This window comes from Kitasatospora sp. NPDC093679 (genome assembly GCF_040683455.1).
In the GTDB taxonomy this organism is placed as follows: domain Bacteria; phylum Actinomycetota; class Actinomycetes; order Streptomycetales; family Streptomycetaceae; genus Kitasatospora; species Kitasatospora arboriphila.
In genome coordinates, this window is sequence record NZ_JBFBDW010000014.1 from 42,841 (window position 1) to 56,261 (window position 13,421).

Consider the following 13,421-nt stretch of genomic DNA (forward strand, 5'->3'; position numbering starts at 1 on the left):
TCACCGGCCGGCCGCCGGGAGCTGCTCGGCCCAATGGGCGAGGGCCGCGAAGTCCGCGGCCCGCAGGCCGTGCCGGTGGTCGATCGGCAGGGTCAGCGCCGGGGCGGGGTGGTGGGCGGCGATCCAGGCGGTGTCCTGCGGTCCGATCTCGTCGTCCACCCAGGCGAACGGGCGGCCGGCGGCCCACTCGGTCAGGTGCCGGGTCTTCCAGTGCAGTCCGTCGGGATCGCCGTGGTGCATCCGCGGCCAGCGGACGAAGGGCAGCCGGGGCAGGCCGATCGGCGGCCCGATCCACTCGTTGGCCTCGTCCTGCCAGGTGGTGCACCAGACGAGCCGGTACGGCAGGGCGAGCAGGGCCGGTCCGTGCCCGGGGTGCAGCCACAACCGCAGCGGCTTCACCCGGGCCGGCGGTGTGTCGCGGTGCCGTTCCAGCCAGGAGGCGGGCTTCACCCGGTGGGTGAGGTAGCCCTCGGGCCGTCGCTGCGGCTTCGCCCGGTACGGGTTGAGCGGCCCGTCCACGTCCAGCAACAGCAACGGCCGCCCGTCGTCGTCCGGTCGTTCCACGACCCCTCCCCCGTACCGCGGTGTCCGCCGCATTGTCGTCGGGGGCGGTGCCGCCGGGCCACCGGGTTTCGGCGGGCACGCCGCGGGGCGCGGACGACCGTGCCGTCCGCGCCGCGGTGGTGGCGGCCCGTCAGTGGTGCGGGTGGCGGGCGGCCTGCTGCCGGAGAAGCGCGGCGACGTTCGTGACGTCGTCGACGTCGGCGGCCCGGGTGTTGTCGACGCCGAGGATCGGCAGGGCGTTGCGGAAGGTGCCCGCCTCGGGGGTGCGCAGCCGGTACGCGAGGATCGGGTTGATCGCGACGGGCGTGACCCGGTCGACGGGGTCGCCGCCGCGGCCGTCGGCGAGCTGGCCTGGGTGAGGTCGACGCCGGCCCGCTCCAGGAAGGCCCGCAGCACGGGGAAGCCGTCCAGGCAGTCGTGGCTGCCGGCGGAGACGGCCATCAGGCAGATCCCCGGGTCGGCGCCGAGGTCGTGGCTGACCTTGAGGATGAGCCGGGTGTACTGCCGAGGTCACCCGCGCGGCGGCCGGACGGGGCCGGCCGGCCGCCGCTGCGGGAGCCGGTCAGCGGCGCCCGGCGAACAGCAGCTTCCACGGCGCGAGCGCCGACTCGACCTGGACGCCGAAGCTCATCTTGGAGGCGCCCTTGACCCGCTCCTCGAACCGGATCGGCACCTCCGCGATCCGCAGGCCGCGGCGGACGGTGCGGTGGTTCATCTCGACCTGGAAGGAGTAGCCGTTGCTGTGCACCGACTGCAGGTCGATCGCCCGCAGGGTGTCCGCCTTCCACGCCTTGAAGCCGGCGGTGGCGTCCTTGACGTGCAGCCGCAGGATCGCGTTGACGTAGAAGTTGGCCCAGGCGGAGAGCGCCTTGCGGTGCCACGGCCACTCGGCGGCGGTCGAGCCGCCCGGCACGTAGCGGGAGCCGAGCACCACCGCGGCGTCGCCGGAGAGCAGGGTCTCGACCATGACCGGGAGGACGGCGGCGGGGTGCGACAGGTCGGCGTCCATCTGCACGACCACGTCGGCGCCCTCGTCGAGCGCCCGGCTCATGCCGGCGACGTAGGCACGGCCGAGACCGTCCTTGTCGGTGCGGTGCAGCACGCCGACGGTGTCCGGCGACCCGGCGGCCAGCTTGTCGGCGACCTCACCGGTGCCGTCCGGCGAGTTGTCGTCGACGACCAGCACGTGCAGGTCGGGCATCCCCAGGTCGGCGAGCAGGCCGACGATGACCGGCAGGTTCTCCCGTTCGTTGTACGTGGGCACGACGACGACGACCTTGGGGGAAGGGTCCACCATGAATCAGAGTCCTTGTTCGATACGTTCCGTGACGACTCCCGCGAGTCTACGGCCGCGGCCGTGGACGCCGGCACGACGGTCGGCGGCGCCCGGGCCTCAGCCGGCCGGGCGCCAGGCGCGGGCGGCGGCGATCCTGCGGGTGGCGCTGGGGTGGGTGCCGAAGAGCAGCACCAGCAGGCGCGGCGGGTCGACGTCGGACACGTTGGCCACCGCGAGGCGGCGCTGCATCGCGATGAACTGCTCCGGGTCGTCGGTGAGTTCGAGGGCGTGCCGGTCCGCGCGGGCCTCGATGCGGCGGCTGGCGGCGGCCTGCAGCGGGCCGGTCGCGGACCCGATCAGCGCGGCCAGGGCGGCCAGCAGCGGCAGCGAGCGGGGGTCGGCGGCGCTGTCGGCGCCGGCCGCGTCCAGCAGCGGCTGCCAGTTCGCCGCCAGCCCGATCAGCACGGTGGCCGCGGCGGCCCCGGCCGCGCCGAGCAGGGTGCCGGTCAGCACGTCCCGGTGCTTCACGTGGCCGAGTTCGTGGGCGACGACGAGCTCCACCTCGCGCGGCTCGGCCGTGTTCAGCAGGGTGTCGTAGGCCACGATGCGGCGGGTCGAACCGAGGCCCGAGACGTAGGCGTTGAGCGCGGTGGTGCGGCGCGAGGCGTCCGCGACGAGGACGTCCCGCACCCGGACGCCGTCCCGGTCCGCGAGGCCCAGCAGGGCATCCCGCAGTGGGCCGGCCGGCATCGGCGAGAAGCGGTTGAAGACCGGTTCGATCAGCAGCGGGTGCAGGAAGGACAGCGCCGTCACCAGCAGCGCGGCGAGCACCGCGCCGGGGATCCACCAGCGGTCCGGGGAGCGTGCGGTGAGGGCGTACAGGCCGAGCGTGACGGGCAGGAGCAGCACCAGCCCGAGGCCGAGGCCGCGCAGCGCGTCGAGCGCCCAGCCGCCCCAGCCCTGGGTGACCAGGCCGTAGCGGGCGCGGACGGCCCTGGTCCGGGCCCCGAACGGCATCCGGACGGCCTGGCCGAGCACCGCCAGCGCCGCCGCACCGCCCAGCACCTCGGCGGTCCGCGAGCCGCCGAACAGGCCGCCCGCCCACGTCACCAGCCCGGCACCGGCCGGGGTGAGGCCGAGCACCAGCGTGAGGGCGAGCGCGGCGAGCGCACCGCCGAGCAGCCACGGCACCTGGGCGCGCCGCAGGGCCCGGCCGCGGGCCGTCTGCTCGGGCGTGAAGTCGGGCGTGGAGTCGGGGTCGTCCGCCATGGAACCACCCTACGGAAGGCCGTGCGCGGCGGGTACGGAAAGCGCCCGCCGCTCGCCTCCGCGGTGCGGAGGGAGCGGCGGGCGAAGGCTCCGGGGAGCGCGGATCAGACCTGGCCGGCCTTCTCCAGCGCCTCGCAGCAGGTGTTGATCAGGAGGCGGGTGACGACGTAGGGGTCGACGTTCGCGTTCGGGCGGCGGTCCTCGATGTAGCCCTTCTGCTCCACCTCGACCTGCCACGGGATGCGGACGGAGGCACCGCGGTTCGAGACGCCGTAGGAGTAGACGTTCCACGGGGCGGTCTCGTGCTTGCCGGTGAGGCGGGACTGGATGTCGTCACCGTACTGGCTGACGTGCTCCATGACCTTCTCCTGGGAGGCGCCGAGCGACTCGCAGGCGGTGATGATCGCGTCGTAGCCCTCGCGCATCGCCTTGGTGGAGAAGTTGGTGTGCGCACCCGCGCCGTTCCAGTCGCCACGGGCCGGCTTGGCGTCCAGGGTGGCGTCGATGCCGAACTCCTCGGCGGTGCGGTAGAGCAGGTAGCGGGCGATCCACATGTCGTCCGAGACGGTCAGCGCGTCGACCGGGCCGATCTGGAACTCCCACTGGCCGGGCATGACCTCGGCGTTGATGCCGCAGATCGCGAGGCCCGCGTCCAGGCAGCGGTCGAGGTGCAGCTCGACGATCTCGCGGCCGAAGACCTCCTCGGCACCCACGCCGCAGTAGTAGCCGCCCTGCGGGGCCGGGTAGCCGCCCTCGGGGAAGCCGAGCGGGCGGGAGCCCTTGAAGAAGGTGTACTCCTGCTCGATGCCGAAGATCGACTCCTGGGCGGCGTACTGCTCGGCGATCGGGCGGAGCTTCGCACGGGTGTTGGACACGTGCGGCGTGCCGTCGATCTCGAAGACCTCGCACAGCACCAGGATGTTGTCACCGCCGCGGATCGGGTCCTTGACGACCTTCACCGGCTCGAGCACACGGTCCGAGGCGTGGCCCTCGGCCTGGTTGGTCGACGAGCCGTCGAAGCCCCAGGTGGGGATCTTGTCCGCGTTCGGCAGCACCCGAGTCTTGGAACGGAGCTTGGCGGTCGGCTGGGTGCCGTCGATCCAGATGTACTCGGCCTTGATTGCCATTGCGGTGAACCTCACTGCTTGGGTGGTGGGTGCCCGCGTAGCGTTGCAAGCCGCCGTTTCCCGGTTGTTCCTCCTATGTAACGCCCATGTGAACCAACCGTCCGCGGCGGCACGCTCACCCTCGGACAGTGCACGTCTCGGGATGTGGGCGCACCGGTGGGACGGCTGGTTCACCCGGGGCGGTCAGCGGCGGCGTGCGTGGGCCCGCCGACGGCGGGTGGCCCAGAGCGCCGCACCGCCCGTGACCAGCAGCGTCGCCGCTCCGCCGACCAGCGTGCCGGTGCCGCTGCTGCCGGTGGAGGCGAGCGCCGCGGGCTGCTCGGCGGGGGCGGCGGCGTTGGCCTTCGTGGGCTTCGGCGCGGGCGATGAGGTCTGGACCACGGGCGCCGCGGTGGGCTTCTCGCACGAAACGGAGGCGACCGTCACCTTGCCCGTCACCCGGGCGACGTTGAGGTTGAGCGGGTTGAGGTCGACCGACACCTCCAGGGCGGAGGCCGCGGCGGTCGTCGTGGTGACCGTCTTCTTGGAGAACTCCACCTCCACCGTGCCGACGGCGGGCACGGCGACCCGGCTCGGGCTGTTCAGGCCGACGCTGACCGGACGGCCCAGCACGGTCAGCTTCAGCGGGGAGGTCACCTTGGCGGTGGGCCGCCCGTCCACCGGGCAGGTGACCTCGGCGGAGAGCGCCTGCAGGCCGAGCAGGGTGGTGCCGGGCAGGCCGGGGGCGTGCACGTTCGCGTCGGCGAGCGTCACGGAGGCCGAGGTGCCCCGGTCGTCGGCGTGCGTGACCGAGCGGCCGACGTCCGCCTTGACCAGGGTGACCGGGCGGCCGCGGTCGACGCCGTCCACCGCCGCGGTGAGCATCGAGGCGTCCCGCTCGGCGGGTGTCTGCACCTTGTTGAGGGTCGCGTCGACGGGGACGCGCACCGCCTTGTCGAGCAGCGACACCTCCAGGTCGACCTCGGCGGTGACCGCCCGGGCGCTGCCCGCCGACCCCTTGGGCGTGGCGGCCTGCGCGGCGGCGGCCGGCAGCGGGACGGCGAGCGCGGAGGCGACGAGCGAGGCGGCGACGGCGCGGACGGAAGAACGGGACGGCATGACGGAGTGACCCCCACACATGGACGAGGAGGAGCGCGCCACCGACGTCGCCCTGCGCCGGGCGCGGGGACGTCACCCCGCGCGGGGCGCGGAGACATCCCTGGCGCGGGCGCGGAGAAAACGGGGCGCGCACCGGTCCGGGGACGGGGCTCGTGCTCTGGACTGACAATCAGTCTCACTCGAACCGTGCGTCACCCGAGCACCACGGAGCGTCAGTTCACTCCTTCGGGTGAGGTTGACGCCGCGGCCTGACACCCGCCGGCCGCGGCGTCCGAGACTGACGCCAACTCCGTTACGCCAGGCGCCAGTCCACCGGCTGCGCGCCCTGCTGCACGAGCTGCTCGTTGGCCCGGCTGAACGGGCGGGAGCCGAAGAAGCCGCGGTCCGCGGACATCGGGCTGGGGTGCGCCGACTCGATCGACGGGATCCCGCCCAGCAGCGGACGGAGGTTGCGCGCGGCCGAGCCCCAGAGGATCGCCACCAGCGGGCCGCCCCGGGCGGCCAGCGAGCGGATCGCCTGCTCGGTGACCTCCTCCCAGCCCCTGCCCTTGTGCGCGTTGGGCGTGCGCGGCGCCACCGTGAGCACGCGGTTGAGCAGCAGCACGCCCTGCTGCGTCCACGGAGTGAGATCGCCGTTGGACGGCGGCGGGAAGCCGAGGTCCGTCCCGTACTCCCGGTAGATGTTCACCAGGCTCGCCGGGATCGGCCGGACCTCCGGAGCCACGGAGAAGCTGAGGCCCACCGCGTGGCCCGGGGTCGGGTACGGGTCCTGACCGACGATCAGGACGCGGACCTGGTCGAAGGGCTGCTGGAAGGCGCGCAGCACGTTCGGGCCGGAGGGCAGGTAGGTGCGGCCGGCCGCGATTTCGGCGCGCAGGAAGTCGCCCATGGCGGCGACGCGCGGCGCCACGGGCTCCAGGGCGCGGGCCCAGCCGGGTTCGACGATCTCGTGCAGGGGACGGGGTGCCATGGTGATCACCCTAGCGGCCCCCGCCGACACGCCATCGAGGAGCTTGACGTCCGCGCCCCGCCCCTACTCACGGACGGCGCCGGCGCCGTCCCGCTCAGGCCACCACCCGGCCGCGCAGCACCACGGCCCGCGGATCGGCCAGCACCCGGACGTCCGCCCGCGGGTCCTCGGCGTACACCACCAGGTCGGCCGGGGCGCCCTCGGTCAGGCCGTCCCGGCCCAGCCACGCGCGGGCCGCCCAACTCGCCGCCGACAGCGCCTCGGTGGCCGACAGGCCGGCCTTCACCAGCTCGGCCACCTCCTCGGCGACCAGGCCGTGCGCGAGCGAGCCGCCCGCGTCGGTGCCGACGTACACCGGGATGCCCGCGTCGTGCGCGGCGCCCACCGTGTCGTACCGGCGCTCGTGCAGCCGCCGCATGTGCGCCGACCAGGCCGGGAACTTCTCCTCGCCGCCCGCCGCCAGCTTCGGGAAGGTGGCGATGTTCACCAGGGTCGGCACGATGGCCACCCCGCGCTCGGCGAACTGCGGGATCAACTCCTCGGTGAGCCCCGTCGCGTGCTCGATGCAGTCGATGCCGGCCGCGATCAGGTCCGGCAGCGACGCGGCGGCGAAGCAGTGCGCGGTGACCCGGGCGCCCTCCTCGTGCGCGGCGGCGATCGCCTCGCGCAGCGCGTCCCCGGGCCAGCAGGCCGTGAGGTCGCCCTCCTCGCGGTCGATCCAGTCGCCGACCAGCTTGACCCAGCCGTCGCCGCGGCGGGCCTCGTGCCGGACGAACGCGGCCAGGTCGCCGGGCTCGATCTCGTGCGCGTAGTTGCGGATGTAGCGGCGGGTCCGGGCGATGTGCCGCCCGGCCCGGACGATCCGCGGCAGGTCCTCGCGGTCGTCGATCCACCGGGTGTCGGCGGCCGAACCGGCGTCGCGGATCAGCAGGGTGCCCGCGTCCCGGTCGGTGAGCGCCTGCTTCTCGCTGGTGGCCTCGTCGACGGCGCCGTGCGCGTCCAGGCCGACGTGGCAGTGCGCGTCGACCAGGCCCGGCATCGCCCAGCCGGCGACGGTGCGGACGTCGGCGGCGTGCGCGGGGCGGTCGAAGGTGACCCGCCCGTCCACCACCCACAGCTCGTCCCGGACGTCCTCGGGCCCGACCAGCACCCGCCCCTTGATGTGCAGCACCGCGCCATCGCTCATGTCCCGCACTCTACCCACGGGCCGCCACGGGCAGGGCGGCGAAGCAGGTGTCAGGCGAGCGCCGCGAGCGCGACGAACCCGCCCCGGGCGGCGTCCCCGCCGAACACCTCGGCCCGGTCCACGTGCTCGGGCATCGCGTCGAGGGAGACCACCACGGCGCCGCCGGCCTCCGCCACCTCGGCGCACCAGGCGTCGACGTACGCGGCCTCCTCCGGGTCGCCGGGAGAGGTGAGCGTCGGGATCACGCAGCCGGCCTCTCCGGGTCCGTCGACCACGCACATGATCAGACTCGGTATCAGCGTCCACCCCTCGCAGACGGGCAATCGCCCGTCGGGGCCTTCGCCCAGCGCCGGCAGGACGCTGTGGACGGGCGCCGCACCGAGCAGCAGCAGCGGGGGCACCGGACCCGTCACGAAGCGGGCGTTCTCGGGGGGCAGCAGCATCCGGTCACCGTGCCACGGCGGCCCGGCGCGGCCGTCACGGGGTGTACGACTCCACGACGGGGTGCCAGGCGTCCTGGAGCTGCGGCTGGGTGGAGCCGACGGCCCAGAGCGCGCCGGTGCCGGGAACGGGGGCGACCGAGAAGAAGGAGGCGCCGGCCGCGGCCGGGTCGGCCGGGTGGTGCGTCCAGACGCCGTCGCGGTACCGGAGGGTGAAGGCCGGGACGGCGGCGCCGGGCTGCTCGCCGGCCGCCCAGAGGGTGCCGTCGGGGGCGACGGCCACCGCATGGAGCTGGCCCTCCACCTCGGCGGGCGGGTCGGCGGGCCGCCAGTCGCCGCCGTCCCAGTGCAGCAGGTGGGGCCGGGCCGGGCCGTCCTCGTCGGTGCTGGAGCCGACCGCCCACACGTCGTCGGGAGCGAGCACGGCGACCGACTCCAGGGTGGTGCTGCGGCCGTCCTCACCGGGGGCGTCGACGATGCGCCAGGCCCGGCCGTCCCAGTGCTCGGTCAGCGGCCGGCCGGTGCCGTCCGGGTCGTAGGCGACGCCCACGGCCCAGAGGCCGCCCGCACGGTCGGCGGCGGCGCCGAGCAGCGCGGCGTCGCCCTCCGTCCCCGGGGTGGGGACGGTGCGCCAGGCCGAACCGTCCCAGTGCAGGGCCAGCGGGCGGGGGGCGGTGGTGCGGTCCTGCGCGGTGGCGCCGACCGCCCACAGGTCGCGCGGGCCGGCGGCGGCGAGGGCCAGCGGGTGGACGGACCGGTCGGCCGGCCCGGCGGGCAGCGGGACCTCGCGCCAGGCGCGGCCGTCCCAGTGCAGGGCGAGACCGCGGTCCTCGCCGGCCGCCGGGTCGCTGCGGCTGCCGACCGCCCAGACGTCGCCCGGCCCGAACGGCAGGACGGCCTCCAGACTGCCCGCACCGCGGTGGCCGGGCACCTTCAGCCGGCGCCAGACCCGCCCGTCGTACCGCTCCACCAGCGGGGCGCCGCCGGCCTGGCTCTCCTCGTAGCCGACCGCCCACGCCGCGTCCGGCCCGAGCGCGGCGACCGAACGGAGCTCCTGGTTGCGCGGGGCGGGCGGCAGCCGGACGGCGTGCCAGCCGGCGGCCCGGGGGGCGACGCGGTCGGCCGGGCCGTCCGGGTCGGCGACCGGGACGGGCGGGGCCGCCGCGGTGGCCGCCGCACAGGCGAGCGCCAGGGTGACCGCCCGCCGGAGCAGCCGCTCCACCCGCCCGGTCGGTCCGGTCCGTGCCATGGGGTTCCCCTCCCTCGCGCACCGGCCCCGACGGACCGTGCAGCACGAGTGCACCAACCCGCGGCCGTCCGGGCGAGCCGCAGCACCCGACTCGCCGCACACTCGACCCGATCGGGTGACACCTGACGAGGTTTCAACCCGCCTCTCGCACGCCCGGCCGATCGCGGACAGTGCGGTGCGGTGCGGTGCGGTGCGGTGCGGTGCGGTGCGGTGCGGACGGTGCGGCCGGGTCAGTCGCCGTCGCGGGCGTGGCGCGAGAGGGCCGAGGAGGCCAGGGAGTTGTGGATGGAGAAGGCGACCGTGCCGGGCAGGTAGCGGTCCTGGGACCACTCGACGGGCGTGCCGGTGGGGTCGGTGGTGCGGCGCTTCTCGCGGAGCAGCGGGCTGCCGCGGCGGCAGCCGAGCAGGCGGGCGTCCTCGGTGTTGGCGGCGACCACGTCGATGGTGTGGTCGGCGTCGGTGAAGAGGATGCCGTGCTCGCGCAGCGGCTCGGTGTGCGAGACGGCGTCGGCGGGGAGTTGGGCGACGATCTCGCCGACCCGGGGCGGGTAGACGGTCCGTTCGACCATCACCGGCGTCCCGGAGAGGGTGCGCAGACGGAGGGTCACGTACACCTCCGAGCCGGGCTCCAGACGGAGCAGCTCGCACTCGGCGGCGTCGGCGGGGCGGCGGACGAGCGACTCCAGCCGGCCGCCGGGCTCCTCGCCCATGGAGCGGGCCCAGTGGGTGAAGCTGAGCAGTTCGGAGAAGCTCTGCACGCGGGCGGTGCCGAGCACGACGCGGCGGGTGCCGCGGCGGGAGGTGACGAGACCGTCGGCGCGCAGCAGGGCGAGGGCCTGCCGGACGGTGCCGCGGGAGACGCCGTACCGCTCGGCGAGGGCGCCCTCGGCGGGGAGGCGGCCGGCCTCGCCGTAGCGGCCGGTGGTGATCGCCTCGCGGAGGTCGGCGGCCACCGTGCGGTAGAGGGCGCCGGTTGCGCGGTCCGGGTCTGCTGGCACGGCGGTGTGGTCCTTCCTGGCAGGTGTCCGCCGCATTCGGCGCGGGGCGGACGGCACCGACTGTAACCGTTTTCGATCACCGATCGGCGGGCCGGTCTCCACCGTTCCCGCAGCCGCCCCCTGTCCTGGGGCGTCCGTTCACCTTCCCGTCACCGCTCTCCGGCGTACTTACCGGCGTCGCCGAAAGTTGGCTGGCCAACTTGGCCCGTCCGGCCGGCGCCTCCCCGAGCGAATCCCGCAGCAGCGCCCCTCACCCTGGAGAACCATCCGTGACCGTGCACCGCGCCCGTGCCGCCGCCTTCGCGGCCGTGCTGACCGCCGCCGCGCTCTCCCTGTCCGCCTGCGGCTCCGCGGGCTCCTCCGCGGCCTCCGGCGACGCCGGCAAGCCCGCGGCGGGTGCCAAGGCCGCCAAGGACGCCGCCTCCGCCGCCGACCTCGGCGGCATGGACGCCCTGGTCGCCGCCGCCAAGAAGGAGGGGAAGCTGCACGTCATCACGCTGCCCCACGACTGGGCGAACTACGGCAAGATCCTCGAGGGCTTCAAGGCCAAGTACGGCATCGAGGTCGAGGAGGAGAACCCGGACGGCTCCAGCCAGGACGAGATCAACGCGATCACCTCCCGCAAGGGCCAGGACCGCGCCCCCGACGTGGTCGACCTGGGCAGCGCCTTCGCGCTGCAGGCCGCCAGGGACGGGCTGCTCGCCCCGTACAAGGTCGCCGGCTTCGACAAGATCGCCGACACCATGAAGGACCCGGCCGGCCTGCGGGTCAACGACTACGGCGGCTACATCTCGATCGGCTGCGACGCCAAGCGCGTCGGCACCTGCCCGAAGACCTTCGCCGACCTGCTGAAGCCCGAGTACAAGGGCAAGGTCGCACTGAACGGCAACCCCACCAAGTCGGGTTCGGCCTTCGGCGGCGTGTACGCGGCCGCGCTCGCCAACGGCGGCACGCTGGACGACATCCAGCCCGGCATCGACTTCTTCGCCAAGCTGAAGCAGTCCGGCAACTTCAACCCGGTCGAGTCGACCCCGGCCACCGTCGAGAAGGGCGAGACCCCGATCTCGATCGACTGGTCCTACCTGAACGCCGGCTACACCGACGAGTTCAAGGGCAAGGGCATCGACTGGCAGGTCTCCGTCCCCTCGGACGGCTCCTACGCCCAGTACTACAACCAGGGCGTCAACAAGTTCGCGCCGCACCCGGCGGCCGCCCGCCTGTGGCAGGAGTACCTGTTCAGCGCCGAGGGCCAGAACCTCTACCTGGGCGGCTACGCCACCCCGGCGCTGTTCGACGCCATGAAGAAGGACGGCACCCTCGACACCGCCGCGGCCGCCAAGCTGCCGACCGTCGAGAAGCCCTTCACCACCTTCCCGACCCAGGACCAGATCACGGCCGCGAAGAAGGTCGTGACCGAGAACTGGACCAAGGCGATCGCGGGCTGATCGACACCATGACCACGGCTCCCACCCCGGTGCCGGCCCCGGCCGCCGCTGACCCCAGCGGCGGCCCGGGTGCCGTGGCCGCCGGGCCCGCGACTCCCCCGCCCGCCCCCCGGGCCCGCCGCCTGCGCGGCGGATCCTGGCCGGCCGCGCTGCCGCTCCTGGCGTTCTTCGCGATCGGCTTCGGCCTGCCCGCGATCGCCATCGCCACCGGCGCGTTCACGCTCTCCTCCGACGCCGGGACCGGCGCCGGCTCGTTCACCACCGCCAACGTCACCGACTCGGTGCAGGGCGCCTACTGGACGGCCCTGCTGAGCAGCGTCAAGCTCTCCGCGCTCACCGCCCTGATCGGCACCGCGGTCGGCCTGCCGCTGGCCCAGGCCGTGGTGACCTCGCGCTTCCGCGCCGTCCGCGAGGCGGTGCTGACCGCCTCCGGCGTGCTCGCCAACTTCGGCGGCCTGCCGCTGGCCTTCGCCTTCGTCGCCACCCTCGGCAACGCCGGCGAGGTCACCAAGCTGTTCCACCTCACCGAGCACGGCTGGACGCTGTACGGCTTCACCGGCCTCACCGTCGCCTACCTGTACTTCCTGGTGCCGCTGATGGTGCTCACCATCACCCCCGCCCTGGACGGACTGCGCCGGCAGTGGCGCGAGGCCGCCGCCAACAACCGGGCCACCGTCCTGCAGTACTGGCGGCACGTCGCGCTGCCGATCCTGCTGCCCTCGCTGCTCGGCGGCTACGTGCTGCTGTTCGGCAGCGCCTTCGCCGCGTACGCCACCGCCGCCGCGATGGTCGGCGCGACGGTGCCCCTGATCAGCCGGTCGATCGCCGACGCGCTCTCCGGCAACGTCCTGGTCGGCCAGGGCAACCTCGCCCTCGCCCTCAGCCTCGACATGATCGTCGTCGCCGTGCTGGTGATGGCCGTCTACCTGCCCCTCCAGCGCCGGAGCGCCCGATGGCTCAGCTGACCCCGAAGGCCGTCGGCGGCCGGCGCCCGCGCCCGTGGCGCGGGGCCGTGCTGCTCGTCGCCGGCCTGTACTTCCTCGTCCCGATGGCCGCCTCGGTCTGGTTCTCGGTCGACGACCCCAACGGCGGCGTGCAGTTCGACGCCTACACCGGCCTGCTGAGCGCCCCCGGCTTCACCGACGCCCTGCTGCTCACCCTCGAACTCGCGGCCGCCACCGTGGTGGTGCTGCTGGTGCTGCTCGTCCCGGCGCTGATCGCCGCCCGGCTCGGCACCGCCCGGATGCGGGCCGTGCTCGAGGTGGTCTGCACCCTGCCGCTGGTGGTGCCGCCGGTCGCCTTCACCGCCGGCCTGATCGGCGTGCTGCGCTGGGGCCCCGACCACCTGATGGACACGCCCTTCTTCCAGACGATCGTGTTCGTCCAGCAGCCCGAGTTCCCGCTCGTCCTGGTGATCGCCTACGTGCTGATGTCGCTGCCGCTCGCCTACCGCGCCCTGGACGCGGGCCTGCGCGCCGTCGACGTCCGCACCCTGGTCGAGGCGGCCCGCAGCTGCGGCGCGAGCTGGCCGCGCGCCGTCGTCACCGTCGTCCTGCCGAACCTGCGCGGCGCCCTGCTGAACGCCGCCTTCCTCACCCTGGCCCTGGTGCTCGGCGAGTTCACCGCCGCCTCCATCCTCGGCTACCAGCCCTTCGCGGTCTGGGTGTACTCGGTGGGCAACAGCCAGGGCCAGATGTCCGTCGCGGTGTCCGTGCTCAGCCTGCTGATCACCTGGGTGCTGCTGCTCCTGCTCGCCGCCGCCGGCCGCGAGCGCCGCCCCGCACCCGCCCGTTCCTGAC

Annotated in this window: 13 protein-coding genes; 3 read left to right on the forward strand and 10 right to left on the reverse strand. The window is 74.5% G+C overall.

Features of this window, described 5'->3' with window-relative positions:
• The 10 genes from AB0O09_RS14685 to AB0O09_RS14730 form a co-directional block, all read right to left on the reverse strand.
• Positions 1-564, reverse strand: a complete 564-nt coding sequence (locus AB0O09_RS14685) for a hypothetical protein (RefSeq protein ID WP_363542005.1) — start codon at positions 562-564, stop codon at positions 1-3.
• 562 nt (positions 565-1,126) lie between these two features.
• Positions 1,127-1,861 (reverse strand): polyprenol monophosphomannose synthase, encoded by a 735-nt coding sequence (locus tag AB0O09_RS14690; protein WP_359985144.1) that lies wholly within the window; start codon positions 1,859-1,861, stop codon positions 1,127-1,129.
• Positions 1,862-1,957: 96 nt separating this feature from the next.
• The gene (locus AB0O09_RS14695) at positions 1,958-3,109 is read right to left on the reverse strand and encodes a M48 family metalloprotease (protein ID WP_363542006.1); all 1,152 of its coding nucleotides are present in this window, start codon (positions 3,107-3,109) and stop codon (positions 1,958-1,960) included.
• A 104-nt stretch (positions 3,110-3,213) separates the two neighbouring features.
• Positions 3,214-4,236, reverse strand: a complete 1,023-nt coding sequence (gene glnII, locus AB0O09_RS14700) for a glutamine synthetase GlnII (RefSeq protein WP_363542007.1) — start codon at positions 4,234-4,236, stop codon at positions 3,214-3,216.
• A 183-nt stretch (positions 4,237-4,419) separates the two neighbouring features.
• Positions 4,420-5,334, reverse strand: coding sequence for an SCO1860 family LAETG-anchored protein (locus AB0O09_RS14705; protein WP_363542009.1), 915 nt, complete (start codon positions 5,332-5,334; stop codon positions 4,420-4,422).
• 292 nt (positions 5,335-5,626) lie between these two features.
• The gene (locus AB0O09_RS14710; RefSeq protein WP_363542010.1) at positions 5,627-6,304 is read right to left on the reverse strand and encodes a uracil-DNA glycosylase; all 678 of its coding nucleotides are present in this window, start codon (positions 6,302-6,304) and stop codon (positions 5,627-5,629) included.
• Between the two features lie 94 nt (positions 6,305-6,398).
• Complete coding sequence (locus tag AB0O09_RS14715; RefSeq protein WP_363542011.1) at positions 6,399-7,490, reverse strand: amidohydrolase family protein; 1,092 nt, start codon at positions 7,488-7,490, stop codon at positions 6,399-6,401.
• 50 nt (positions 7,491-7,540) lie between these two features.
• Positions 7,541-7,933, reverse strand: coding sequence for a hypothetical protein (locus AB0O09_RS14720; RefSeq protein ID WP_363542012.1), 393 nt, complete (start codon positions 7,931-7,933; stop codon positions 7,541-7,543).
• A gap of 34 nt (positions 7,934-7,967) precedes the next feature.
• Positions 7,968-9,179 carry a hypothetical protein gene (locus tag AB0O09_RS14725; RefSeq protein WP_363542013.1) on the reverse strand — a complete coding sequence of 404 codons (1,212 nt, stop codon included), beginning with the start codon at positions 9,177-9,179 and terminating at the stop codon, positions 7,968-7,970.
• 230 nt (positions 9,180-9,409) lie between these two features.
• Positions 9,410-10,177 (reverse strand): GntR family transcriptional regulator, encoded by a 768-nt coding sequence (locus tag AB0O09_RS14730; RefSeq protein WP_363542014.1) that lies wholly within the window; start codon positions 10,175-10,177, stop codon positions 9,410-9,412.
• Between the two features lie 269 nt (positions 10,178-10,446).
• On the opposite strand from AB0O09_RS14730, the gene AB0O09_RS14735 reads away from it, so the two are divergent.
• The 3 genes from AB0O09_RS14735 to AB0O09_RS14745 are packed head-to-tail and all read left to right on the forward strand — an operon-like array spanning position 10,447 to position 13,420.
• Positions 10,447-11,622 carry an ABC transporter substrate-binding protein gene (locus tag AB0O09_RS14735; protein ID WP_363542015.1) on the forward strand — a complete coding sequence of 392 codons (1,176 nt, stop codon included), beginning with the start codon at positions 10,447-10,449 and terminating at the stop codon, positions 11,620-11,622.
• Between the two features lie 8 nt (positions 11,623-11,630).
• Positions 11,631-12,587 (forward strand): ABC transporter permease subunit, encoded by a 957-nt coding sequence (locus AB0O09_RS14740; RefSeq protein WP_363542016.1) that lies wholly within the window; start codon positions 11,631-11,633, stop codon positions 12,585-12,587.
• Positions 12,575-13,420, forward strand: coding sequence for an ABC transporter permease subunit (locus AB0O09_RS14745; protein WP_363542017.1), 846 nt, complete (start codon positions 12,575-12,577; stop codon positions 13,418-13,420). Before AB0O09_RS14740 ends, AB0O09_RS14745 begins: the two co-directional genes overlap by 13 nt.
• Position 13,421: the final 1 nt, after the last annotated feature.